Annotated in this window: 36 protein-coding genes and 1 pseudogene; 1 reads left to right on the top strand and 36 read right to left on the bottom strand. The window is 45.7% G+C overall.

Going from position 1 to position 23771, the window contains the following annotated elements:
• The 7 genes from A3762_RS08595 to A3762_RS08625 all read right to left on the bottom strand — a co-directional run.
• A partial coding sequence (locus tag A3762_RS08595; protein WP_197469157.1) for a type II secretion system F family protein occupies window positions 1-697 on the bottom strand: 697 nt, incomplete at its 3' end.
• Window positions 684-2402 (bottom strand): GspE/PulE family protein, encoded by a 1719-nt coding sequence (locus A3762_RS08600; protein ID WP_068475267.1) that lies wholly within the window; start codon window positions 2400-2402, stop codon window positions 684-686. The genes A3762_RS08600 and A3762_RS08595, both read right to left, overlap by 14 nt.
• On the bottom strand, window positions 2392-2922 hold the full coding sequence (locus A3762_RS08605) for a hypothetical protein (RefSeq protein WP_068475265.1): 531 nt from the start codon (window positions 2920-2922) through the stop codon (window positions 2392-2394). The genes A3762_RS08600 and A3762_RS08605 overlap by 11 nt, the downstream gene beginning before the upstream one ends.
• The gene (locus A3762_RS08610) at window positions 2915-3400 is read right to left on the bottom strand and encodes a hypothetical protein (protein ID WP_068475263.1); all 486 of its coding nucleotides are present in this window, start codon (window positions 3398-3400) and stop codon (window positions 2915-2917) included. The genes A3762_RS08605 and A3762_RS08610 overlap by 8 nt, the downstream gene beginning before the upstream one ends.
• The gene (locus tag A3762_RS08615) at window positions 3397-4326 is read right to left on the bottom strand and encodes a hypothetical protein (RefSeq protein WP_068475261.1); all 930 of its coding nucleotides are present in this window, start codon (window positions 4324-4326) and stop codon (window positions 3397-3399) included. Before A3762_RS08615 ends, A3762_RS08610 begins: the two co-directional genes overlap by 4 nt.
• A 161-nt stretch (window positions 4327-4487) precedes the next feature.
• On the bottom strand, window positions 4488-5048 hold the full coding sequence (ssb, locus tag A3762_RS08620; RefSeq protein WP_068475259.1) for a single-stranded DNA-binding protein: 561 nt from the start codon (window positions 5046-5048) through the stop codon (window positions 4488-4490).
• 126 nt (window positions 5049-5174) lie between these two features.
• The gene (locus A3762_RS08625; RefSeq protein WP_068475256.1) at window positions 5175-6542 is read right to left on the bottom strand and encodes an MFS transporter; all 1368 of its coding nucleotides are present in this window, start codon (window positions 6540-6542) and stop codon (window positions 5175-5177) included.
• A gap of 153 nt (window positions 6543-6695) precedes the next feature.
• Between A3762_RS08625 and uvrA the strand changes: the two genes are divergently transcribed.
• Window positions 6696-9521 carry an excinuclease ABC subunit UvrA gene (uvrA, locus tag A3762_RS08630; RefSeq protein WP_068475253.1) on the top strand — a complete coding sequence of 942 codons (2826 nt, stop codon included), beginning with the start codon at window positions 6696-6698 and terminating at the stop codon, window positions 9519-9521.
• A 189-nt stretch (window positions 9522-9710) separates the two neighbouring features.
• Here uvrA and rplQ read toward each other — a convergent pair whose 3' ends face one another.
• The 29 genes and pseudogenes from rplQ to tuf form a co-directional block, all read right to left on the bottom strand.
• Window positions 9711-10100 carry a 50S ribosomal protein L17 gene (gene rplQ, locus A3762_RS08635; protein WP_068475250.1) on the bottom strand — a complete coding sequence of 130 codons (390 nt, stop codon included), beginning with the start codon at window positions 10098-10100 and terminating at the stop codon, window positions 9711-9713.
• Window positions 10101-10133: 33 nt separating this feature from the next.
• On the bottom strand, window positions 10134-11138 hold the full coding sequence (gene rpoA, locus A3762_RS08640) for a DNA-directed RNA polymerase subunit alpha (protein WP_068475246.1): 1005 nt from the start codon (window positions 11136-11138) through the stop codon (window positions 10134-10136).
• Between the two features lie 35 nt (window positions 11139-11173).
• Window positions 11174-11794, bottom strand: a complete 621-nt coding sequence (gene rpsD, locus A3762_RS08645; RefSeq protein WP_068475243.1) for a 30S ribosomal protein S4 — start codon at window positions 11792-11794, stop codon at window positions 11174-11176.
• Window positions 11795-11808: 14 nt separating this feature from the next.
• The gene (rpsK, locus tag A3762_RS08650; protein ID WP_068475240.1) at window positions 11809-12198 is read right to left on the bottom strand and encodes a 30S ribosomal protein S11; all 390 of its coding nucleotides are present in this window, start codon (window positions 12196-12198) and stop codon (window positions 11809-11811) included.
• 13 nt (window positions 12199-12211) lie between these two features.
• Window positions 12212-12568, bottom strand: coding sequence for a 30S ribosomal protein S13 (gene rpsM, locus A3762_RS08655; RefSeq protein ID WP_068475237.1), 357 nt, complete (start codon window positions 12566-12568; stop codon window positions 12212-12214).
• Window positions 12569-12705: 137 nt separating this feature from the next.
• Complete coding sequence (gene rpmJ / locus A3762_RS25795) at window positions 12706-12819, bottom strand: 50S ribosomal protein L36 (RefSeq protein WP_082862969.1); 114 nt, start codon at window positions 12817-12819, stop codon at window positions 12706-12708.
• Window positions 12820-12855: 36 nt separating this feature from the next.
• Window positions 12856-14187 carry a preprotein translocase subunit SecY gene (gene secY / locus A3762_RS08660; RefSeq protein WP_068475234.1) on the bottom strand — a complete coding sequence of 444 codons (1332 nt, stop codon included), beginning with the start codon at window positions 14185-14187 and terminating at the stop codon, window positions 12856-12858.
• A gap of 6 nt (window positions 14188-14193) precedes the next feature.
• Window positions 14194-14628: a 50S ribosomal protein L15 gene (rplO, locus tag A3762_RS08665; RefSeq protein WP_068754983.1), complete on the bottom strand. Its 435-nt coding sequence runs from the start codon at window positions 14626-14628 to the stop codon at window positions 14194-14196.
• Between the two features lies 1 nt (window position 14629).
• Window positions 14630-14818, bottom strand: coding sequence for a 50S ribosomal protein L30 (rpmD, locus tag A3762_RS08670; protein WP_068475229.1), 189 nt, complete (start codon window positions 14816-14818; stop codon window positions 14630-14632).
• A 4-nt stretch (window positions 14819-14822) separates the two neighbouring features.
• On the bottom strand, window positions 14823-15323 hold the full coding sequence (rpsE, locus tag A3762_RS08675) for a 30S ribosomal protein S5 (RefSeq protein WP_068475227.1): 501 nt from the start codon (window positions 15321-15323) through the stop codon (window positions 14823-14825).
• A gap of 11 nt (window positions 15324-15334) precedes the next feature.
• Window positions 15335-15685, bottom strand: coding sequence for a 50S ribosomal protein L18 (gene rplR / locus A3762_RS08680; protein WP_068475224.1), 351 nt, complete (start codon window positions 15683-15685; stop codon window positions 15335-15337).
• Window positions 15686-15693: 8 nt separating this feature from the next.
• Window positions 15694-16227, bottom strand: a complete 534-nt coding sequence (gene rplF, locus A3762_RS08685; protein ID WP_068475221.1) for a 50S ribosomal protein L6 — start codon at window positions 16225-16227, stop codon at window positions 15694-15696.
• A gap of 11 nt (window positions 16228-16238) precedes the next feature.
• On the bottom strand, window positions 16239-16631 hold the full coding sequence (gene rpsH / locus A3762_RS08690) for a 30S ribosomal protein S8 (RefSeq protein WP_068754984.1): 393 nt from the start codon (window positions 16629-16631) through the stop codon (window positions 16239-16241).
• 76 nt (window positions 16632-16707) lie between these two features.
• Window positions 16708-17013 carry a 30S ribosomal protein S14 gene (gene rpsN / locus A3762_RS08695; protein WP_068475218.1) on the bottom strand — a complete coding sequence of 102 codons (306 nt, stop codon included), beginning with the start codon at window positions 17011-17013 and terminating at the stop codon, window positions 16708-16710.
• Between the two features lie 12 nt (window positions 17014-17025).
• Window positions 17026-17565 carry a 50S ribosomal protein L5 gene (gene rplE / locus A3762_RS08700; protein ID WP_068474437.1) on the bottom strand — a complete coding sequence of 180 codons (540 nt, stop codon included), beginning with the start codon at window positions 17563-17565 and terminating at the stop codon, window positions 17026-17028.
• Window positions 17566-17581: 16 nt separating this feature from the next.
• Entirely contained in the window at window positions 17582-17899 is a 318-nt protein-coding gene (rplX, locus tag A3762_RS08705; RefSeq protein WP_068475215.1) for a 50S ribosomal protein L24, read from the bottom strand.
• 15 nt (window positions 17900-17914) lie between these two features.
• On the bottom strand, window positions 17915-18283 hold the full coding sequence (rplN, locus tag A3762_RS08710) for a 50S ribosomal protein L14 (protein WP_068475213.1): 369 nt from the start codon (window positions 18281-18283) through the stop codon (window positions 17915-17917).
• A gap of 23 nt (window positions 18284-18306) precedes the next feature.
• Window positions 18307-18576, bottom strand: coding sequence for a 30S ribosomal protein S17 (gene rpsQ, locus A3762_RS08715; protein ID WP_068475114.1), 270 nt, complete (start codon window positions 18574-18576; stop codon window positions 18307-18309).
• 1 nt (window position 18577) lies between these two features.
• The gene (rpmC, locus tag A3762_RS08720) at window positions 18578-18769 is read right to left on the bottom strand and encodes a 50S ribosomal protein L29 (protein ID WP_068475111.1); all 192 of its coding nucleotides are present in this window, start codon (window positions 18767-18769) and stop codon (window positions 18578-18580) included.
• Window positions 18769-19182: a 50S ribosomal protein L16 gene (gene rplP, locus A3762_RS08725; RefSeq protein WP_068475211.1), complete on the bottom strand. Its 414-nt coding sequence runs from the start codon at window positions 19180-19182 to the stop codon at window positions 18769-18771. The genes rpmC and rplP overlap by 1 nt, the downstream gene beginning before the upstream one ends.
• 11 nt (window positions 19183-19193) lie before the next feature.
• Window positions 19194-19877 (bottom strand): 30S ribosomal protein S3, encoded by a 684-nt coding sequence (rpsC, locus tag A3762_RS08730; RefSeq protein ID WP_068475209.1) that lies wholly within the window; start codon window positions 19875-19877, stop codon window positions 19194-19196.
• A gap of 11 nt (window positions 19878-19888) precedes the next feature.
• Window positions 19889-20221, bottom strand: coding sequence for a 50S ribosomal protein L22 (gene rplV / locus A3762_RS08735; protein WP_068473663.1), 333 nt, complete (start codon window positions 20219-20221; stop codon window positions 19889-19891).
• An 18-nt stretch (window positions 20222-20239) separates the two neighbouring features.
• A complete protein-coding gene (gene rpsS, locus A3762_RS08740) occupies window positions 20240-20515 on the bottom strand; it encodes a 30S ribosomal protein S19 (protein WP_068455781.1) in 276 nt (91 codons plus the stop codon).
• A gap of 19 nt (window positions 20516-20534) precedes the next feature.
• Window positions 20535-21362, bottom strand: a complete 828-nt coding sequence (gene rplB, locus A3762_RS08745) for a 50S ribosomal protein L2 (protein WP_068475205.1) — start codon at window positions 21360-21362, stop codon at window positions 20535-20537.
• Between the two features lie 14 nt (window positions 21363-21376).
• Window positions 21377-21670: a 50S ribosomal protein L23 gene (gene rplW / locus A3762_RS08750; RefSeq protein WP_068475202.1), complete on the bottom strand. Its 294-nt coding sequence runs from the start codon at window positions 21668-21670 to the stop codon at window positions 21377-21379.
• On the bottom strand, window positions 21667-22275 hold the full coding sequence (gene rplD / locus A3762_RS08755) for a 50S ribosomal protein L4 (RefSeq protein WP_068475199.1): 609 nt from the start codon (window positions 22273-22275) through the stop codon (window positions 21667-21669). The genes rplW and rplD overlap by 4 nt, the downstream gene beginning before the upstream one ends.
• A gap of 11 nt (window positions 22276-22286) precedes the next feature.
• Window positions 22287-22925, bottom strand: coding sequence for a 50S ribosomal protein L3 (gene rplC, locus A3762_RS08760; RefSeq protein WP_068475196.1), 639 nt, complete (start codon window positions 22923-22925; stop codon window positions 22287-22289).
• 103 nt (window positions 22926-23028) lie between these two features.
• Window positions 23029-23340, bottom strand: coding sequence for a 30S ribosomal protein S10 (gene rpsJ, locus A3762_RS08765; RefSeq protein ID WP_068455763.1), 312 nt, complete (start codon window positions 23338-23340; stop codon window positions 23029-23031).
• Window positions 23341-23522: 182 nt separating this feature from the next.
• A pseudogene (gene tuf / locus A3762_RS08770) lies at window positions 23523-23771 on the bottom strand (elongation factor Tu); the annotation flags it as partial.

Genomic DNA, 23771 nt, shown 5'->3' on the forward strand with positions numbered 1-23771 from the left:
CTGAAATCAGAGCAAACAATACAAGAAGCCATGCATAATCATGGAAAAACTCTGCGGAACTGACTAATACTTGGGTTGCAAACGGCAAGTCAGAATCAAATTTTGAAAATAGCCCCTGAAACTCAGGAATCACCCAAACGTTGATAAACAAAAGCGCAGCAATGATGGCTAAGAATAAAAACAATGGATAACGTGTTACCTGCTTAAAACGCCTTTTTGCTTCTCGCTCTCGCTCCAAGTGCTCAGCCAATTTGTGAAACGACTCTTCTAACTTTCCGGTACTCTCTCCCACACGCACCATGGTGATATATAAATCACTAAATACTTCCCTGTGAGCCTGAAACGCCAAGTTCAACTCTGTTCCAGATTCGAGTCGCTGACTCACATCTAATAAAGTTCGCATAAATGTAGAAGAACGACTTGCCTCTGCTAATCCCAATATTGCTTTCGTAATCGGCACACCCGCTGCAAGCAAGGCATACATTTGGCGCGAAAACATAATTAAGATTTCACTCGACACCTTTTTTCTTGAAGGTAAAGCGAGCTCTTTGCGACGCGTCTCGAGCACCTCAATCGAGACCGGTAGCAGATCTCTTTGCTTCATCGCGCGCGCAACATCTGCTCCGTGCGCTGCTTCCATTACACCGTGGTGCAACGCACCTTTTTGATCTCGGGCTCGATACTCAAAGCTCGGCATAACCAGCAACCTTCAGTGCTTCTTCTAAAGAAGTGACACCATTCATAGCGAGATGCAAGGCAGATACAGCGAGAGGCTGATAGTGTTTAGCCTGTCGAGCATGTTGAATGAAGGTCCGTGTCTCATTTTGCCTTAAAGCTTCTAAACATGGTTCATCCAACTCGAGCCATTCAAACACCCCGACACGACCTTTATAACCAGTATTCGAACATGCCGGACAACCTTGAGGAGCTTTGAATGAAAGGTCTTCATCAGATAGCCCATTGTCATTCTTTAAAAGCTCTTCAACTAGAACCTTCTCATGCTCATCTAAATGAGTTTCTTGAGCACATTGCTCACACAAACGTCTTACTAAGCGTTGTGCTAATACCCCATAGATAGAACCCGCAATCATGTAGGGCTCTGCTTTCATATCCATTAAACGCAGTGCACTCGAAATCGCATCATTGGTATGAAGCGTGGACAATACTAGGTGTCCCGTCATCGCCGACCTTAAGCCGATATCGACGGTCTCTTCATCCCGCATTTCACCGACTAAAAGCACGTCTGGGTCATGACGAAGACTCGCTCTCGCAACAGAGGCAAAATCTAATCCTATTTTGGGGTTCACCTGAATTTGCGTAAGTCGGCTCATCCGGTACTCAATAGGGTCTTCTACAGTCACTATTTTGAGCTCAGGTTTATTTAAAAACTTCAGAGCCCCATAGAGCGTTGTGGTTTTTCCGCTACCGGTTGGCCCAGTTACCAGAATCATGCCATGCGGTTGTGCCAGAGCTTGTTTGAATCGCACTTCAATCTCAGGAGGCATACCTGTGTCAGACAGATTCAGAACTTGCTGGCTTTGATCTAAGAGACGCAATACAGCGGTTTCACCAAACTGTGTCGGAAGTGTCGCAAGACGCACGTCAATCGAACGTCCATTAACGAGAATATTGAAACGCCCGTCTTGAGGCAGACGCTTTTCAGATATATTTAAGCCGCACATTAACTTAAGTCGAAGCACTAGCGCCGCTCCAACTCTTGTTTCACGCATCACTGTTTCACTGAGCACACCATCTACACGACGGCGAATACGGATCACGGTTTCTTCTGGCTCTATATGGACATCCGAAGCACGCGCTAATACTGCATCTTCAAAAATAGTTTGCAGCAAACGAACAACGGGCGCATCACTATCGTCAACATCGGCTTGGCTCAATTGCGCGATATCAAAAACCTGCGCGGATAACTCCGAATCTAACTCGGTAGCGATGGTTGAGATCTCTTCGTTCTGCTTGTAGACCTCATCGAACGCAACAAGTAACTGAGACTCGCGAATTACCGCCACTTCAACATCGTGACCAAGCTTTTTGGCTATCTCATCAACTGCGGCTAAATCCATAGGATCAGCCATTCCGATTAGACTTGTACGCCCATTATCAGATAAAACAATCGCGCGTAATCGTCTCGCCATCGTTTCAGGCAGCTGCATGCTTAACTCGAGATTCATTCCTTGCTGATTAAGATCAACAAACTGGAGCTTAAGCTGGCGAGACAGTAACGCGAGCAAATCCGTTTCAGATATAAACTGTTTTTCAATTAGGATTTTGCCGAGCCTAACGCCTGATTTTTTCTGACTCGCGAGTGCTTGATCAAGGTGATCCTGGGAGATAAATCCCTCTTGAATCAGTAACTCACCTAATGGCTGCTTTCTTTTATCTAGCATGACTAGGCTCCTTGACTGTTAGCCAACGAGGCTCAGTGTTAATCACCGCCAACTCAAAATTTAAGGCGCCTGAATCTGTTTGCGACTGCCAATCTAATACCTGTAAGTCCAAGTAAGACTTGTTCTCAACATAAGTCATAACACGTGCTAAATCAGACTGACTTGCATCTGCCGAGATACGGAAACGATGCTGATAGAACTCAACGTCAGATGCCGGTGCTTCAAATAAAAACTGAGAGCCTAGATACTGAACCTTTTGAACTTCATTCAATAACTCGCCGATGACCTGGCTAAGTATTTGACTACCCGGCGGTGCTTGAAGCAAAGAATTCGCAAGTTCTGTGGTTTTTGAATTATCAGATAAGGAAGAGGCCTCAGTTTGAGGCAGTTCGATATTGAACACCTGTGGCGCACTCTTGTGAGGCACCACAAAAGACACATAAGCAAGAATCAAAACCGCCAACAACGCAAAAGTCGTTAGTATCCGTTCGCGCAGGGTAAGCGTATTGAAGTTATTCATACGTAACTCCTGCGGCTATATTCAGCTTAATCGATGCATTCCATGCGTCAGAACGCTTTTCAATCGCGAACCCTGCCAAGGTAATAGTGCTCTCGGTGTTAACAGTCTGAGCAAGCCATTCAACCATAGGTGCTTGGCTATTAGCTTGTAACGACAGTTCTATTGATTGCGTATTAGCGCTAAACAATATCGTATCAATCGTTACCTCACTCCGATTACTTAGATCGGCTAAAAGATCTTTTGCTTTACGATGAAAAGCTTGATCTTGCGAAAGTTGATTGAACCAATCAGGTGCTTTCTCTTCTTGAATAAGCGTATTTGAAATACGAACCTTTTCAGGAAGCCCGTCGAAAGATTGAGAATAAAAATGAATCAAACAACCCAACATGGCTAGCAAAAGAACGCCAACAAACACCCTGAAAGAATAACGAACTTCTTTCACCGAGCCATGCTTTATAAAGTTAATATCGGTCTTCATGCATTAGCCTCCGAGTTAGAGGCACACAAAACAGCCACGGCGTTTTGTGTTTTCAACAGTGCATCGCCAGAAGTATCGGTATACGCGTCTACGGCTTTTAATTTTGATTGCAATGGAAGACGAATCACAGCACTACCAAGGAGCATTTCCAAAGCAACCCGATCTGATTCACTAAAACTACTCAACAATCTTATTTGTCGAGGCAACGCTAAACCAGTTTGGCCTTCAAAGAAGTCGATACTGCGCTGAACTTCAATGGCAACTTGCGCCATCTCTTCATCGGCAGACAAAGTGGCACGCCGAGAAATAGCAAAGTCACGCGAGAAATACAGCTGCGACGATTTGTGGATAGTAATCAATCCGAAATCATTTTCGCACTTAAGCGTCAATTGAAGCTCATTACTTGGTTCAATCGTTTCGGATAGATTCTTTAAGGCTAAATCACTTACTGTAATTCGCTTTGGCTTTAGACCAACCGCTATTGCAGACTGCGTTAATGTATCGATCAAAGCTTGTCGTGCGACACGAGCATGCAACCTCGGAGGGCGGTTTCTTAAGGCTTCTTTGGGATAATCAAAATACTCAACTTGCGCGTCCATCGCAGCGTCATCCATTAGCGCTTGCACAGCCCAATGAACAGCTGACTCTAATTCGGTCTCAGGCACATTAGGAGCATCGAGTTCAATGCGTTGGTAATCATTTCGAGGAAGCACGATATCGCAAGAGACACCTTTCAAACCTTGTTCTCTAACAAAATTTCGAAGGTTTTGTAGGCGTTTATTAGGCGCAGAGGGTAACCAGTATGATTCCATCAATTTTAAGGATGGATAACGTGCGGAGCGCGTTAGAGCGATTGCTAAACCATCTGTACGAAACTCAAGGCCAACTCGGGTATGAGCAGTTCGAGAAAGGATTAAAGAACGCACCAAAAAATGCCTAACAGTAGTTATTATTTGAACAGCAGAATAAAGAGTATGTAAGTGCTTGTAAACGGATCATGCATGAGCGTTTTGTCATACTGATTAACGCAAAAGCCCCGCTACTGCAGGGCTTTTCGATCTTATTACTTGTTGTTGATCATACGATATTAAAACGGAATATCGTCATCAAAATCATCCATCGCTGGCGCCATTGGTGCTGGAGCCGGTGCGGCTTGAGGAGCCTGATTATAGGCCTGTTGAACCGGAGCCTGTTGTTGCTGTTGGTAATTAGCTTGAGGGGCTGCTTGTTGCGGCGCTCTTTGCTGAGGAGCAGCTTGCTGCTGTGGTGCATAACCACCCTGCTGTTGCCCGGGTTGATCCATGCCAGCACCACGAGAATCCAACATTTGAAGCTCATTACCTACAATTTCAGTGGTATAGCGATCTTGGCCATTTTGATCTTGCCACTTACGCGTTTGTAGACGACCTTCAATATAAACTTTTGAGCCTTTGCGCAAATAGTCACGACCGATCTCTGCTAGGCGGTTAAACAACACAACTCTGTGCCATTCAGTTTTAGGAACCATTTGACCAGTTTGCTTATCTTTGTAACTTTCATCTGTTGCGAGATTAAGGTTTGTAATGGCTGAACCTTGAGCGCTCATACGAACATCTGGGTCCTGCCCAAGATTACCAATTAAAATTACCTTGTTAATGCCTCTGGCCATGCTATTCCCCTTCCAATATTAACGCCGTCCTTTGCGTCTTAAATTAATAATTAAATGCGTCTAAATATGTGTCGCATTGTCTCACGACTACCCTAGTTTTACCATCAACTTGAACGGAAATAGCGCCTAGGATTGATAAGGATATTGTTTTTTCAGAGGCTCTAGCGAAGCTTCTTCAAACTTCGTTGAAATCACTTTCAAGTAGGCTACTCCCTCTGACACAACGACTGCATCTTCAACGCCCTGTATTGAGATAAGTGCATCGCCCAGATCATCAATTTCATTTTGATCGAGATCCGATTTAAAAAAGACAGTCACTGTTCTTTCGTGCTTTGGTTTTTTCATTGTTGCTGCGACAAAAAACCAAACAGTGAGTAATGCTGCAGAAAAGTAATAAACGCCGTTTACGCCATATTCAGATAAGACTACGCCCCCTAACAAACCACCGCAGAAAGCACCGAAGAATTGGCTAGTAGAGTAGACGCCCATTGCAGTGCCTTTTGAACCTGCAGGGCTTATTTTACTGACGAGCGAAGGCAAACTGGCTTCCAGTAAATTGAAGCCCATAAAAAACACAAACAACGAAACAATAAATCCACTTAATGCCGTTTGAAAAGACGACATTGCCAACGCACCTATCAACACCAAGATGATTGCCACGCAGAATATAGGCTTCATCTTTTGCTTCGTCTCACCAACGATGATTAGCGGAATCATCGCAATAAAGGAACCTACTAATACGAGTAAATACAACCACCAATGTTGCTCACTCGACAAGCCCACACTATCAACCAAGGACACAGGGATAGCGATAAACATCGCAGTTAATACAAGGTGTAAGACCAAGATCCCAAAATCGAGTCGCAACAATTCTTTATCTTTCAGCACATCAAGAATCTGATCTGAAAATACGCGGGTGTCACGATGTCTGGTACGAACCGCGGGCGTTGGAATGGACACTTTTGTCCAGATCAATGCGAATGCCGCGAGCGCTGCCGTTAACCAAAATATCGCCTGTAACCCACCCAGCTTCGCGACTAAAGGACCAAGGATGAGCGCAATGGTGAAACTTACGCCAATAGACATACCGACGAATGCCATTGATTTCGTGCGACTCTCCACGCTTGTTAGATCACTTAACAGGGCCATGATGACCGCGGCTATCGCACCTGCACCTTGAATAAACCGGCCGATGATCACGCCATATATCGATTCACTTAATGCGGCTACCACGCTACCAAGGCAAAAGATCACTAAACCTATATATAAAAGCGGCTTGCGCCCATAACGATCAGAGAGCGCACCAAATGGGATTTGTAAAAGCGCCTGACTGAGACCATAAGCTCCAATAGCCAAACCGATTAAAGCGGGCGTTGCACCGTGCAAGTCATTTCCGTATAAAACGAAAACAGGCAATACCATAAATAAACCAAGCATCCGTGTGGCGTACAGCATCGCCAAAGACAAAACGGATTTACGCTCAATTGAATTCATAAAATAAACATCAAAACATTAGAAAGGGCGCGTATTCTATCACCAAAGAATGTGAAGTTAAGCGCTTTACTGTCCGACAAAATCATTTTATTAATGCCCTAACAAGATGTTTCAGCGCTATAATTGCATGTTTTGGCGTCACGAAGTTTCAACATGGAAAACATTACTGTCCGCGGAGCGCGAACTCATAACTTAAAAAACATTGATTTAGAGATCCCTCGCGACAAATTAATAGTAATTACAGGCCTGTCTGGTTCAGGCAAATCATCACTCGCTTTCGATACGCTTTATGCAGAAGGCCAGCGCCGATATGTCGAATCACTCTCGACATATGCGCGTCAGTTTTTATCCATGATGGACAAGCCCGAAGTTGACCATATTGAAGGTTTATCGCCAGCCATATCGATTGAGCAAAAGTCGACATCCCATAATCCGCGCTCTACCGTCGGTACAATCACAGAAATATACGATTATCTGCGATTACTATACGCTCGCGCAGGCGAACCACGCTGCCCTACTCACAACCTACCCTTAGACGCCCAAACAGTCAGTCAAATGGTTGATAAAGTATGCGAACTCCCAGAGGGCAGCAAGCTGATGATGCTTGCACCGGTTGTTCAAAACCGTAAAGGGGAGCATTTACACACATTTCAAGAGCTCCAAGCTCAGGGATTTATTCGCGCACGTATAAACGGGCTCGTAGTGGATATCGATGATGCGCCAGCGCTCGACAAGAACAAGAAACACACCATTGAGGTCGTCGTTGACCGCTTTAAAGTCCGAGATGACATTCAACAGCGTATCGCAGAGTCCTTCGAAACCTGCCTAGAGCTCACCGATGGTATCGCCGTCATTGCCCCAATGGATAGTGATGATCAGATGGAAGAGCTTATCTTCTCGTCACGTTTTGCCTGCCCTGTCTGTGGATACTCTATCAGTGAACTTGAGCCGAGAATGTTCTCCTTTAACAATCCTTCAGGCGCATGTCAGACATGTGATGGACTAGGGGTTAAGCAGTTTTTCGATCCGTCTCGCGTCGTGAGAGACGGCACACTCACCATTGCAGAGGGCGCGATAAAAGGTTGGGATCGCAGAACCATCTACTACTTCCAATTATTATCGAGCGTCATGCAGCACTATGGGGTAGACATCGATACGAAGTTTGCGGACATTCCCGAACACATCAAGGACATCATATTAAACGGCAGCGGTTCTGACGAGATTGCGTTTAATTATGTCAATTCTCGCGGCGACACCATGCAACGACAGCATCCCTTTGAAGGTGTCATTCCCAACATGGAGCGTCGTTACAAAGAAACAGAATCACAAATGGTACGTGAGGAGCTAGCAAGCTACTTAACCATGCAAGCGTGTCCAAGTTGCCATGGTTCACGCCTGCGGGAAAGCGCTCGCCACGTATTCATTGAAGAAACGACGCTCCCCGAAGTCATTAAAATGCCTATTGGCCAAGCACTCACTTATTATCAAGAGTTATCTCTTACCGGTAAGCGAGGAGAAATTGCTGAAAAAATTCTGAAGGAAATCCAATTACGCTTGGAGTTTTTGGTCAATGTAGGCCTGGACTACCTGACACTCGACCGCAGCGCGGATACTTTATCAGGAGGCGAAGCGCAGCGTATTCGATTGGCTAGTCAAATTGGAGCTGGATTAGTTGGCGTTATGTACATACTCGATGAACCCTCTATAGGCCTTCATCAAAGAGATAATGAACGCCTGCTTAAGACTCTTACTCATCTGAAAGAACTTGGAAATACCGTTATCGTTGTCGAGCACGATGAAGACGCCATCAGACTCGCAGATTATGTTATCGATATCGGGCCAGGCGCTGGCGTACACGGCGGTGAGATTGTCTCCCAAGGCACTCCTGAGCAAGTCATGCGTGACGAGAACTCACTTACTGGCGCATATTTGAGCGGAACGAAAAAAATTGAAATACCTCGACAACGCACAGCTCCAAATCCGAAAAAACAATTGAGCTTAATCGGCGCGAATGGAAACAATCTAAATGACGTCACACTCAACATCCCAGAAGGCTTGTTAACATGTATCACAGGCGTTTCAGGCTCTGGGAAATCGACCCTGATCAACTCAACGCTTTACCCGCTCGCTGCGACAGAACTTAACAAGGCAACGACATTAGAGGCGGCATCGTACGATCAAATTAAGGGGCTAGACCTCTTCGATAAAGTCATCGACATAGATCAAAGCCCTATCGGAAGAACACCGCGCTCTAACCCCGCCACATACACTGGACTGTTTACTCCGATTCGTGAGTTATTCTCAGGCACCCAAGAAGCAAGAAGCCGAGGCTATAAACCAGGACGCTTTAGCTTTAACGTAAAGGGCGGTCGTTGTGAGGCATGTCAGGGCGATGGCGTAATCAAAGTAGAAATGCACTTTTTGCCTGACGTATACGTTCCATGCGATGTATGTAAGGGCAAGCGCTACAATCGCGAAACACTCGATATCAAGTACAAAGGATTAAACATCAACGAGGTGCTCGATCTTACGATCGAGGATGCCCGAGAATTTTTCGATGCCGTCCCGTTCATCGCAAGAAAACTCCAAACACTCATCGATGTAGGACTGTCCTATATTCGCTTAGGACAAAGCGCTGTCACACTCTCAGGTGGCGAAGCGCAAAGAGTAAAGCTTGCCAAAGAATTATCTAAGCGGGATACAGGCAAAACTCTGTATATCCTCGACGAACCAACGACGGGCTTGCACTTCTACGACATACAACAATTACTCACCGTACTACATCGTTTACGGGACCACGGTAATACCGTTGTGGTAATTGAACACAATCTTGATGTGATAAAGACGGCTGACTGGATCGTTGACCTTGGCCCCGAAGGTGGTACGCGTGGAGGAAATATCATTGCTGAGGGCACACCAGAACAAGTTGCTGAAATACCCGGCTCGTTTACAGGACAATTTCTTAAACCAATGCTGTAATAAGCTCAGCCACACACCAACATTCATTGAGTCGTAATCGCACCTTGTGCTAGCGATCACTGAATGTTACGTGTTTCATACTTTTAACCATCTTACCTTCGCCTAAAATGTGCTTGCAGGCGAAATTCAGGCATAAAAAAACCCAGTCAGTAGACTGGGTTTTTTCGTTGAGCGGTAACTCTGAAAAGCTTACTCTTCGTCTTCGTCGATCTCATCAACGATAGGACGGTCAACCAACTCTACGTAAGCCATTGGCGCAGCATCACCAGTACGGAAACCGCACTTAAGGATGCGAATATAGCCGCCAGGACGCTCTTTGTAGCGTGGGCCTAGTTCATCAAACAACTTAGCAACAACTTCGTCATTACGAACGCGAGCGAACGCTAAACGACGGTTAGCTACAGAATCATTCTTAGCTAGAGTAATCAAAGGCTCAGCCACACGGCGAAGCTCTTTTGCTTTCGGCAATGTCGTTTTGATCAACTCGTGCTCGACCAAAGATGCAGCCATGTTTTTAAACATCGCCTTACGGTGCGAGCTGTTGCGGTTGAATTTACGACCACTTTTACGATGACGCATTTTCTAATTCCTTACCTGTCTAGTCGAGGCGGCTTAGTGAGCCAACACTCGATCATCGCCCTTTAAACTAGCTGGCGGCCAGTTTTCAAGACGCATACCTAAAGAAAGACCACGAGACGCTAGAACATCCTTAATCTCGGTAAGGGACTTCTTACCTAAATTAGGTGTTTTAAGCAGTTCTACTTCAGTGCGTTGAATCAGATCACCGATATAGTAGATGTTCTCTGCTTTCAAACAGTTCGCAGAACGAACCGTAAGTTCAAGGTCATCCACAGGACGCAGAAGAATAGGATCGACTTCTTCCTCTTCTTCCTCTTGCACAGGTTCTTTCTCGTTATCAAAGTCAACAAACACAGCAAGTTGCTGCTGAAGGATTGTCGCCGCGCGACGAATCGATTCCTCAGGATCAATCGTGCCGTTTGTCTCTAAATCAATAACCAACTTATCCAAGTCGGTGCGCTGCTCAACACGTGCATTCTCAACAGAGTAAGCAACACGTGCTACTGGGCTGTAAGACGCATCCAATTGTAGACGACCAATCGCGCGAGTTTCATCTTCACCCAAGTTACGCTGATCCGCAGGCTCATAGCCGCGACCACGTGAAACTTTAAGCTTCATGTTCACTTCGCCGTTGTCACCTAAATTACAGATCACGTGATCAGGGTTAAGAACCTCTACATCGTGATCTACCTGGATGTCACTAGCTAGAACCGGACCCGATCCTTTCTTAGTGAGCGTCAAAGTCGCCTCATCCTTAGCATGCATAACAATTGCTAGGCCTTTGAGGTTAAGAAGAATTTCAATCACATCTTCTTGTACGCCTTCAATGGCACTATATTCATGCAATACACCGTCGATTTCAGCTTCTACTACCGCACAACCAGGCATTGAAGACAGAAGGATACGACGAAGCGCACTACCAAGAGTGTGCCCGAAACCCCTTTCTAATGGTTCTAGAACCACCTTCGCATGTGTTGCACTTAATTCCTGAACTTCAATGTTACGTGGGTTCAAGAATTCATTTACTGAACGCTGCATATACGCCCCTATACGTTATGTTGTAGATACAAAGCTTACTTAGAGTAAAGCTCGACGATTAGGTTTTCGTTGATTTCAGCTGTTAGGTCGCTACGCTCTGGTACTGACTTAAATGTACCAGCAAGCTTGCTTGTATCAACTTCGACCCACTCAACTGGCGCACGGTTGCCCGCCAATTCAACTGCGTTTTTAACACGCAATTGGTTCTTTGCTTTTTCACGAACAGAGATAGTATCGCCCGCTTTCACTTGATATGAAGCAATGTTTACAACATTGTCATTTACAAGGATCGCTTTGTGCGAAACTAACTGACGTGCTTCTGCACGAGTAGATCCAAAACCCATACGGTATACAACATTGTCTAGGCGTTGTTCTAAAAGCTGAAGCAAGTTCTCACCAGTCGCACCCTTACGGCGCGCTGCTTCTTTGTAATAGCCACGGAACTGCTTCTCTAATACGCCGTATAAACGACGAACTTTCTGTTTCTCACGGAGCTGAGTACCGTACTCAGACAAACGACCACGACGAGCGCCGTGCATGCCTGGTGCAGTTTCAAGATTACATTTTTGGTCTAGTGCCTTAGCACCGCTCTTCAAAAACAGATCTGTCCCTTCACGACGAGACAGTTTACATTTTGGTCCAATATAACGAGCCATTTATCTGTTCTCCCCTAAACGCGACGTTTCTTCGATGGACGACAGCCGTTGTGTGGAATCGGCGTTACGTCAGTGATGTTTGTGATTTTGTAACCACAAGCGTTTAGTGCTCGAACAGCGGACTCGCGTCCTGGCCCAGGCCCTTTAACCATAACTTCTAGGTTTTTGAGGCCGTATTCAGCAGCCGCGTTACCGGCTCTTTCAGCTGCTACCTGCGCAGCAAAAGGTGTGCTCTTACGTGAACCACGGAATCCAGAACCACCTGCAGTTGCCCATGAAAGAGCGTTACCTTGGCGATCTGTAATGGTCACGATAGTGTTGTTGAATGAAGCGTGGATATGCGCCATTCCGTCAACAACAGTCTTTTTCACCTTTTTACGGGTACGTGTACCTGGCTTTGCCATTACTGTTTCCTACTTATTTACGAATTGGTTTGCGTGGACCCTTACGAGTGCGAGCGTTAGTCTTACTACGCTGACCACGCACAGGCAAACTGTGGCGGTGGCGAAGACCACGGAAGCAACCAAGATCCTTCAAACGTTTAATGTTCATTTGTACTTCACGGCGCAAATCACCTTCAACGGTCAGTTTAGTGACCTCAGTACGAAGCGAATCCAACTGTTCTTCAGTTAGCGAGCTAACTTTAGCTGTTGGAGTAACGCCTGTTGCGTCGCAAAGTTTGTATGCTGTCGTTCTACCTACACCATAAATGTACGTCAGTGAAATCACTGCGTGCTTATTGTCAGGTATGTTGACACCGGCTATACGTGCCATTCATCTAACTCCGCTTAATTCAATGACCTTAGGGATTTCCCTTGGCCATATTTGTTACCGTCATTAAAAAGGGCGCGAATCATATACCTTGATCAAAAATAAATCAAGGGAACGTCACGCCCTTTTACAAGCCTGGTTTAACCCTGGCGTTGCTTATGACGAGGTTCTGAGCAAATGACTCGAACTGAGCCATTGCGACGAATAATTTTACAGTTACGGCAAATCTTCTTTACCGAAGCACGAACTTTCATTATCTGCTCCAACTATTTGCTAAAACCTACCGGTTATCACAGCATTCCGCTGTTACCGTAACCTTTAAGGTTTGATTTCTTCATAACAGACTCATATTGATGAGACATCAGGTGCGACTGCACTTGAGCCATAAAGTCCATCACCACAACTACCGCAATAAGAAGTGAGGTTCCGCCGAAATAAAACGGTACGTTGAACCAAACAACCATAAACTGTGGCAGTAATGATACTGCTGTAATATAAGCAGCACCGAATATTGTTAAACGCGTAAGTACGTTATCGATGTAATTTGCAGTTTGCTCGCCAGGACGAATGTTACCAGCCAGATATGCACCAGAGCGCTTAAGATTCTCTGCTACTTCACGAGGGTTATACATTAACGCTGTATAGAAGAAGCAGAAGAAAACAACTGCCGCTGCAAACAGGATGATGTAAAGAGGCTGACTTGGGCCTAATGCTTGCGAAATATCCGCAAGCCATTCCATACCTTCGCTCTGACCGAACCACTGACCCATAGATGCTGGGAACAGTAGTATGCTCGACGCGAAGATTGGCGGAATTACACCTGCCATATTGACCTTAAGAGGCAAATGGCTAGATTGCTGGCTGTAACCACCACGAGCTGTCTGACGCTTGGCGTAATTGACAGTTAGTCGACGTTGTCCACGTTCGATGAACACAACAAAACCGACCGTTAGTACAGCAAACACACCAATGAGCAAGAGCGCAAGAATATTCAGTTCGCCTTGACGCGCCGCTTCAAACGACTGGCCAAATGCACCTGGTAAACCTGCGACAATGCCTGCGAAGATCAATAATGAAATACCATTACCAATTCCACGCTCAGTGATTTGCTCGCCTAACCACATTAGGAAAACAGCACCACAAACAAAAGTTGTTACCGCTAAAAAGTAAAAGCTAAAGCCATCCGTAAACGTAACACCTTGTGATGCTAAACCTACTGACATACCTGACGCCTGAACGAAGGCCAAAGCCACCGTACCATAGCGCGTCATTTGGGAGATCTTACGACGTCCCGCTTCACCTTCTTTCTTAAGCTGTTCCAAACTCGGTGTAACCGCAGTCATTAACTGCATAATAATCGAGGCTGAAATGTAAGGCATAATCCCCAAGGCAAAGATACTCATGCGTTCAAGCGCGCCGCCTGAGAACATGTTGAACAAGCTCAAGATCGTGCCTTGGTTTTGCTCAAACAGTGCCGCCAACCGTTCTGGGTTAATTCCTGGTACGGGAATATGTGCCCCGATACGGTAAACAATGATTGCAAGAAAAACGAACCACAAACGAGACTTGAGTTCATCAAGCCCCTTTCCGAATCCGCCTTGCATCGCTGGAGACTTAGCCATTACTTATTATTCCTCGACTTTACCACCGGCTGCTTCAATAGCAGCTTGAGCACCTTTAGTTACTCTCAAACCTTGAACAGTAACTGCTGACTTAATTTCGCCAGAAAGGATAACTTTTGCAGATTTCGTATCTCGACGAACTAGATTTGCATTTTTAAGCGCATCTAGATCGACAACGTTGCCTTCAACGAGCTCTAACTCATTAAGGCGAATCTCTGCTACATACTTAGCTTGACGCGACGAAAAACCAAACTTTGGCAAACGACGCGCTAGAGGTTGTTGACCACCTTCAAAACCTGGTGCTACTGAACCACCTGAACGTGACTTCAAACCTTTGTGACCACGGCCACCAGTCTTACCAAGACCACTACCGATACCACGACCAACACGGCGACGTGAAGGCTTTGAACCTGGAGCTGGGCTTAATGTATTAAGACGCATCTCACTCTCCTTCGATTCTTACCATGTAGTTAACTTTATTCACCATGCCGCGAACTGAAGGAGTATCTTCTAGCTCGACAGTGTGACCGATTTTACGCAAACCTAGACCTGTTACACATGCCTTGTGCTTAGGCAATGTACCAATTGGGCTACGGAAAAGCGTAACTTTAATAGTTTTTGCTTTAGCCATGATCTTATCCCGTAATATCTTCTACTGACTTACCACGCTTAGCTGCCACATCAGATGGTGACTTCATTGCGTTAAGGCCATTGATCGTTGCACGAACAACATTAACAGGGTTAGTTGACCCGTAACATTTTGCTAATACGTTCTGAACACCTGCAACCTCTAGTACTGCACGCATCGCACCACCGGCGATAACACCAGTACCTTCAGACGCTGGCTGCATGTACACTTTAGAACCGCCGTGACGAGCAGTAATTGGGTACTGCAATGTGTTGCCATTTAGCGCTACATTGATCATGTTCTTACGTGCTGAGTCCATTGCTTTCTGAATTGCGATAGGCACTTCACGCGCTTTACCACGACCGAAACCAACACGGCCTTCGCCATCACCAACAACAGTCAAAGCTGTAAAGCCGAAGATTCGACCACCCTTAACAACTTTTGCTACACGGTTTACTTGAACCAAACGCTCTTGAAGCTCTGGTCCTTTTTGCTCTTCTACACTCATCGCTAGACTCCTTAGAATTCCAAACCAGCTTCACGGGCAGCGTCAGCAAGTGCTTTCACACGACCATGATATTTAAAGCCAGAACGATCAAACGCTACGCGTGTAACGCCTGCGTTTTTAGCACGCTCTGCGATCAACTGACCAACTTTTGTTGCAGCATCTGCGTTACCAGTCTTCTCACCGCGAAGGTCTTTCTCAACTGTAGAAGCAGCAGCCAACACTTTGTCGCCCTCTGGCGCAATAACTTGTGCGTAGATGTGGCGTGGCGTGCGATGGATAGTCAAACGAGTTTCACCGAGTGACTTCAATTTTGAACGAGTTTTCTTCGCTCTACGAATTCTTGAAACTTTCTTTACGCTCATGATGTCACCTATTTCTTCTTGGCTTCTTTACGTCTGACGTGCTCATCAGCATAGCGAACACCCTTGCCTTTGTATGGCTCTGGCGGACGGTAAGCTCTGATTTCAGCAGCGACCTGACCAAGCTGTTGTTTATCAACGCCTTTAAGTACGATTTCAGTTTGTGAAGGCGCTTCAGCCTTAACACCTGATGGCAATTCGTACTCAACTGGATGTGAGAAGCCCAAGTTTAAATTCAATTTTTGACCTTGAACCTGAACACGGTAACCAACACCAATAAGCTGTAATTTTTTCTCGAAACCAGCAGTCACACCTACAACCATGTTGTTAACAAGTGCACGCGTTGTTCCTGACATCGCTCGAGAGAATTTGCTGCCATTTTTTGCAGCAAAAGTAAGTACTGAACCATCTTGAGTAATTTCTACAGCAGGGTTCACTTCCATAGAAAGTGTGCCTTTACCGCCTTTAACTTCAAGTTGGCCGTCAGCAAGCTTAACTTCAACACCAGAAGGAAGCTCAACTGGACTATTAGCAACTCTAGACATGCAAACCTCCCTTAGAATACTGTACAGACAACTTCGCCGCCGATACCCGCTTTACGAGCAGCACGGTCAGTCATCACGCCTTGAGAAGTAGAAACAATCGCTACACCTAGGCCGCCACGTACGCTCGGCAGTTCAGCCGACGCTTTGTACTGACGAAGACCTGGGCGACTTGCGCGCTTGATCTCTTCGATTACAGGGCGTCCTTCAAAGTATCTAAGTTCTACAGAAACTTCTGCCTTAGTACCTTCAGTAACGGAGTAGTTTGCAATAAAACCTTCAGTCTTAAGAACTTCAAGAACAGAAAGCTTCATCTTTGAAGATGGCATAGAAACAACTTCTTTCTCAGCCATTTGTGCGTTACGAATACGCGTAAACATATCCGCAAGCGTATCTTGCATACTCATCGTATGTTCTCCTGTCATTTTAGTTGTGCAGCGCTACATAGATGTAGCGCTTACCAACACACCAAATATGTTGTGCTTACCAGCTAGCCTTTTTAAGGCCCGGCACATTACCAGCCATTCCTTCTTCACGCAACTTAATACGTGAAAGCTTGAACTTACGGTAAACGCCATGTGGACGTCCAGTAACCTGACAACGGTTACGAAGACGGCTAGGGCTCGCATTGCGTGGAAGTTTTTGAAGCTTCTTCTGTGCTTCCCAGCGATCTTCTTCAGAAGTCGCTGGGCTTGCAATAATAGCTTTCAATTCCGCACGCTTAGCTGCAAATTTTGCAACCGTCTTTTCGCGCTTAATTTCGCGCTGCTTCATTGAGATCTTAGCCATTTGCTCTTACCTTTATTTCTTGAATGGGAAGTTAAAGGCACTTAGCAAAGCGCGGCCTTCATCGTCCGTTTGAGCAGAAGTAGTGATTGTGATATCTAAACCACGAACTTTATCTACTTTATCGTAATCAATTTCAGGGAAAATGATCTGCTCTTTAACACCCATGCTGTAGTTGCCTCGACCGTCAAAAGACTTTGAGTTCAAACCACGGAAGTCACGGATACGAGGAATAGCAATACCAACCAAACGCTCGAAAAATTCCCACATACGCTCGCCGCGTAGTGTTACTTTACAACCGATTGGATAGCCTTCACGTACCTTAAAGCCTGCAACTGACTTGCGTGCTTTAGTGATAACTGGCTTCTGACCGGCAAGCGCCTCTAGATCTGCAACTGCATTCTCTAATAGCTTCTTGTCGTTCAATGCTTCGCCTACACCCATGTTCAAGGTGATCTTTTCAATGCGAGGTACCTGCATAGAGCTCTTGTAGTTGAACTCTTTTTGCAGCGCAGGTACGACTTCGCTTGTATATACTTCTTTCATATGTGCCATATCGCTACCTGCTTATTTATTGGTCGACAACTTCGTTGTTCGACTTAAACACACGTACCTTCTTGCCATCTTCAAGGACTTTGAAACCAACACGATCGGCTTTGTTAGTAGTAGGATTAAAAATCGCTACGTTAGAAGCTTGAATTGGAGCTTCTGCTTCAACAATACCGCCTGGTGTACCCAACATTGGGTTTGGCTTGGTATGACGCTTAACCATGTTAATACCAGAAACAACCAAGCGGCCATCCTGCATAACACGCGTTACTTTACCGCGCTTACCATTGTCCTTGCCTGCTATGACAATCACTTCATCGTCACGTCTGATCTTTTTCATAACGGGCCTCTATCCTTAAAGCACTTCAGGTGCTAGGGAGATAATCTTCATGTATTTCTCACCGCGCAACTCACGAGTTACCGGGCCAAAAATACGAGTACCGATTGGTGCATCTTGGGTGTTCAATAGAACCGCCGCGTTGCCGTCGAATTTAATCAACGAACCGTCTGGACGACGAACGCCCTTACGAGTACGCACAACAACCGCGTTTAATACTTGTCCTTTCTTAACCTTACCACGTGGAATCGCTTCCTTAACGGTGACCTTAATTACATCGCCGATACGTGCGTAACGTCTATGAGAGCCACCCAGCACTTTAATACACTGAACTCTTCGTGCGCCGCTGTTATCGGCAACGTCGAGCATACTTTCCGTCTGAATCATCTTAGTTCTCCAAACTCTCTGGGTTAGACTTTATTTGCCTTCTCGATGACAGTAACTAGATTCCAAGATTTGGTCTTCGAAAGAGGACGCGTTTCTTGGATAGTTACAACATCACCGATATTGCACTCGTTGTTTTCATCGTGAGCATGCAATTTGGTAGAACGCTTAACGTACTTACCATAAATTGGGTGCTTCACCTTGCGCTCAACCAATACAGTAATGGACTTGTCCATTTTGTCGCTGACGACTTTACCGCTGATGGTACGAGCTGTGTTATTTGCAACTTCAGTCATCTTACTCACCTGCCTTCTGCGTCAATACTGTTTTGATACGAGCAATGTCTTTGCGGTTTTGAGCCAAAAGATGCGGCTGGTTAAGCTGACCAGTTGACTTACGAAGACGTAAGTTAAACTGCTCTTTCAATGCATCAACCAATGCTTGGTTTAGCTCTTCAACAGACTTTTCGCGTAATTCGTTTGCTTTCATTACATCACCGTCCTTTCAACAAAGGTCGTAGGAACAGGCAACTTAGCAGCTGCTAGAGCGAAAGCTTCACGCGCCAATTCTTCTGGCACACCTTCAATCTCATACAAAACACGGCCTGGCTGAACCTGGGCTACCCAGTACTCAACGTTACCCTTACCTTTACCTTGACGAACTTCTAAAGGCTTTTGCGTAATCGGCTTGTCTGGGAAAATACGAATCCAGATTTTACCACCACGCTTAACTTTACGTGTGATAGTACGACGTGCTGCCTCAATTTGGCGCGCAGTAATACGACCACGACCTGTCGCTTTCAGACCATACTCACCGAAGCTAATTTTAGCGCCACGTTGAGCTAGGCCACGATTACGACCTTTCTGTACTTTTCTAAATTTGGTACGTTTTGGCTGTAACATCTCTCGGCCCCTTACTTAGCAGACTTCTTGCGTGAGTTCTTCTTAGCTTCGCGTACCTGCTCGATACCGCCAAGAATCTCACCCTTGAAGATCCATACTTTGACACCGATGATGCCGTAAGTTGTGCTAGCTTCATGCGTTGCATAATCAACATCTGCACGAAGAGTATGTAGAGGTACGCGACCTTCACGGTACCACTCAGAACGAGCGATCTCAGCACCGCCAAGACGACCACCTAGCTGAATCTTGATTCCTTTAGCGCCTTGACGCATTGCATTCTGAACCGCACGCTTCATAGCACGACGGAACATAACACGACGCTCAAGTTGGCTAGCAACGCTAGCTGCAACCAATTTTGCATCAAGATCAGGCTTACGAATTTCTTCGATGTTAATGTGGACAGGAACGCCCATCATTTTGCCAACTTCTTTACGAAGCTTCTCAACGTCTTCACCTTTCTTACCGATTACAATACCAGGGCGAGCCGTGTGAATTGTAATACGTGCATTTTGTGCTGGACGCTCGATAGTGATCTTGCTTACAGACGCTTTTTCTAAACGCTTCATCAAGAAATCACGAACTTCGATATCATTGAGAAGGTTGTTTGCGTATTCACCTTTTTCTGCATACCAAACGGAGTTGTGGTCTTTCACAATACCCAGTCTGATACCATTAGGATGTACTTTCTGACCCATCTGTGTATCTCCTAGTTATCGGCCACTTTGACCGTGATATGACAGGTGCGCTTAAAAATACGATCAGCACGACCCTTCGCACGAGGACGGATACGCTTCATAGTTGGACCTTCATCAACAAAAACTGTTGATACTGTAAGATCGTCAACATCAAGACCGTCATTGTGCTCAGCGTTTGCGATTGCTGATTCCAACACCTTCTTCATCAATTGTGCAGCTTTCTTAGTGCTAAAAGACAATGTCTCTAGCGCTTCTTCTACACCTTTGCCTCGAATCTGATCTGCTACCAAACGCGCTTTCTGAGCAGAAATTCGAGCACCTCTATGCTTTGCAGCTACTTCCATCTCTAAATCCTCTCAGAATTAACGCTTAGCTTTCTTATCAGCAGCATGGCCGCGATAAGTACGTGTAGCAGCGAATTCACCTAGTTTATGGCCTACCATATCTTCAGTAACAAAAACCGGAACGTGTTGACGACCGTTATGTACTGCAATTGTAAGACCTACCATCTCTGGAAAAACTGTTGAACGACGAGACCAAGTTTTAATTGGCTTCTTGTCGCCCTTCTCCAGAGCCGTTTCTACTTTCTTTAATAAATGAAGGTCAATAAATGGACCTTTTTTCAAAGAACGTGGCACAGCGTAATCCTCTTCTTAATTACTTAGCCGACCGACGACGTACAATCATCTTGTCAGTGCGTTTGTTCTTGCGAGTCTTATGACCTTTAGTAGGCACACCCCAAGGAGTAACAGGGTGACGACCACCAGAGGTTCGCCCTTCACCACCACCATGTGGGTGGTCAACTGGGTTCATAACAACACCACGCACTGTTGGTCGAATACCGCGCCAACGTGATGCACCCGCTTTACCTAATTGACGTAGGCTATGCTCGCTATTAGAAACCTCACCCAAAGTCGCACGACATTCAGCAAGCACTTTACGCATCTCACCAGAACGCAAACGAAGAGTTGCATATGCACCTTCTCGCGCTACTAGTTGTGCAGAAGTACCAGCACTACGTGCGATCTGAGCGCCTTTACCAGGCTTCATCTCGATGCAGTGAATAACACTACCTACTGGGATATTTCGCATTGGCAATGTGCTACCAACCTTGATTGGCGCATCTTCACCAGAGCGAACTTCATCACCTGCCTTAAGACCTTTAGGAGCGATAATGTAACGACGCTCACCATCAGCATACTTAAGCAATGCAATGTGCGCAGAACGATTTGGATCATATTCCAAACGCTCTACAGTCGCAGGAATACCATCTTTCCCACGCTTGAAGTCGATCAAACGGTAGTGCTGCTTGTGACCACCACCCTTATGACGAGTTGTAATGCGACCGTTATTGTTACGACCGCCGCTCTTAGACTTTTTCTCTACCAATGGCGCGTAAGGACGGCCTTTATGTAGGTCAGGGTTTACAACCTTAACTACGTGACGGCGACCGGCAGAAGTCGGTTTGGCTTTAACGACTGGCATAACTATCTCCTACCTTATTCAACATCCATAAAGTCGATGTCTTGACCTTCAGCCAAACGAACATACGCTTTACGAATATCTTTACGCTTACCAAGACCGTTACGCGTAAGCTTGGTCTTGCCCTTGATATTTACAGTTTGAACTGACTTAACATCTACGTTAAACAACGCTTCAACTGCTTTCTTGATTTCTGGCTTGCTCGCATCTGGAGCAACCTTGAAACAAACTTGATCGTTTTCTGTAGCCATTGACGTTTTTTCAGAAACGTGAGGGCCTAGAAGCACTTTATAGATACGTTCTTGGTTCATCCCAACATCTCCTCAATCTTTTTCAAAGCAGCTACAGTAACAACTACTTTATCGTGGCCAACCAAGCTAACTGGATCAACACTTGCTACATCGCTTACTTCTACGTTACGCAGATTACGTGAAGCCAAGTAGAGATTTTGTTCAACTTCTTCAGCAACGATCAATGCACCTTCACTAAGACCTTGCGCTTCTAGCTGAGCAACGAAATCTTTAGTTTTTGGAGTTGCCGCAGTCATTTCTTCAACAACGACTAAACGCTCCTGACGAACCAACTCAGACAAAATCACCTGCATTGCTGCACGATACATTTTACGGTTAACTTTTTGCTCATAGCTGCGAGGCTTCGCTGCAAATGTAACACCACCGCCAGTCCAAATTGGGCTACGGATAGTACCAGCACGTGCGCGACCAGAACCTTTTTGACGCCATGGCTTTTTGCCACCACCACTCACTTCAGAACGAGTCTTTTGAGCCACTGTACCTTGACGGCCGCCAGCTAGATAAGCTGTAACAACCTGGTGCACCAATGCTTCATTGTACTCGCGAGAGAAGGTAGCATCAGAGACAGCAACGCTGCTCTTAGAACCTGAAATTACTAATTCCATCACTACACCTCTTACGATTTAACTGTTGGCTTAACGATGATATCTGCGCCTGTTGCTCCAGGAACAGCACCCTTAACCAAAAGCAAATTGCGCTCTGCATCTACACGAACTAGCTCAAGACCTTGAACAGTCACTTGCTCAGCACCCATGTGGCCCGCCATTTTCTTACCTTTGAAAACGCGACCAGGAGTCTGACACTGACCAATTGAACCAGGAGCTCTGTGAGAAATAGAGTTACCGTGAGTAGCATCTTGCATGTGGAAGTTCCAACGCTTAACACCACCTTGGAAGCCTTTACCTTTTGATTGACCAGTCACATCAACGACTTGACCAGCTTCAAATAGCGCAACATCAAGAGTATCGCCAGCTTTAAGCTCAGCACCCTCTTCTGCTTCCAAACGGAATTCCCATAATCCACGACCCGCTTCAACACCCGCTTTCGCGAAATGCCCAGCTGCAGATTTAGAAACGCGAGATGCGCGACGCTCACCAGTAGTGATTTGGACGGCACGATAGCCATCTACATCGTCGGTTCTCACCTGTGTGATACGGTTACCATCAACTTCTATGACGGTTACCGGAATAGATTGACCCTCATCTGTGAAGATACGAGTCATACCAGCCTTTCGGCCGACTAAACCAATTGCCATTTTTCACCTCTAAGTGTACGGGGCTTTCACCCTCTATGGCCCTTAAACAAGGTAGTTACACTTCGCCGAGCCAGTTGACTCGACACCAAACTTTCGTTTGGACTTAACCTAGGCTGATTTGAACATCAACACCAGCTGCAAGATCAAGCTTCATTAGTGCGTCTACAGTTTTTTCTGTAGGCTCTACAATATCCATCATGCGCTTATGCGTACGGATTTCATATTGATCGCGCGCATCTTTATTTACGTGCGGAGAAATCAATACTGTAAACCTTTCCTTCTTGGTCGGCAGAGGAATTGGACCACGCACTTGCGCACCAGTTCGCTTTGCCGTGTCTACGATTTCTTGCGTAGACTGATCAATCAGACGGTAGTCAAAAGCTTTCAGTCTGATTCTGATTTTTTGGCTTTGCATACTTAACAAAACTCCGATTATCGCCGCTTAAACAGTATGTTTTCGCAGCACCTGTACAAAAAAGGAGCGGCATTGTACACATTGCACACAAACGTGTCAACACGCACTATTAACCCCTTTGCAAACTGATATAACAACAAAAAAGGCCGCCCAAAAGGCGGCCTTTTCAGTACCGAAATATCTTATTCGATGATTTTCGCTACAACGCCCGCACCTACTGTACGACCGCCTTCACGAATTGCGAAACGCAAACCTTCTTCCATCGCGATTGGCGCGATCAATTCTGCAGAAAGCTGTACGTTATCGCCAGGCATTACCATTTCAACGCCTTCTGGAAGCTCACATGCACCCGTTACGTCCGTAGTACGGAAGTAGAACTGTGGACGGTAGCCTTTGAAGAATGGCGTGTGACGACCACCTTCATCTTTGCT

This window comes from Oleiphilus sp. HI0125 (assembly GCF_001635355.1).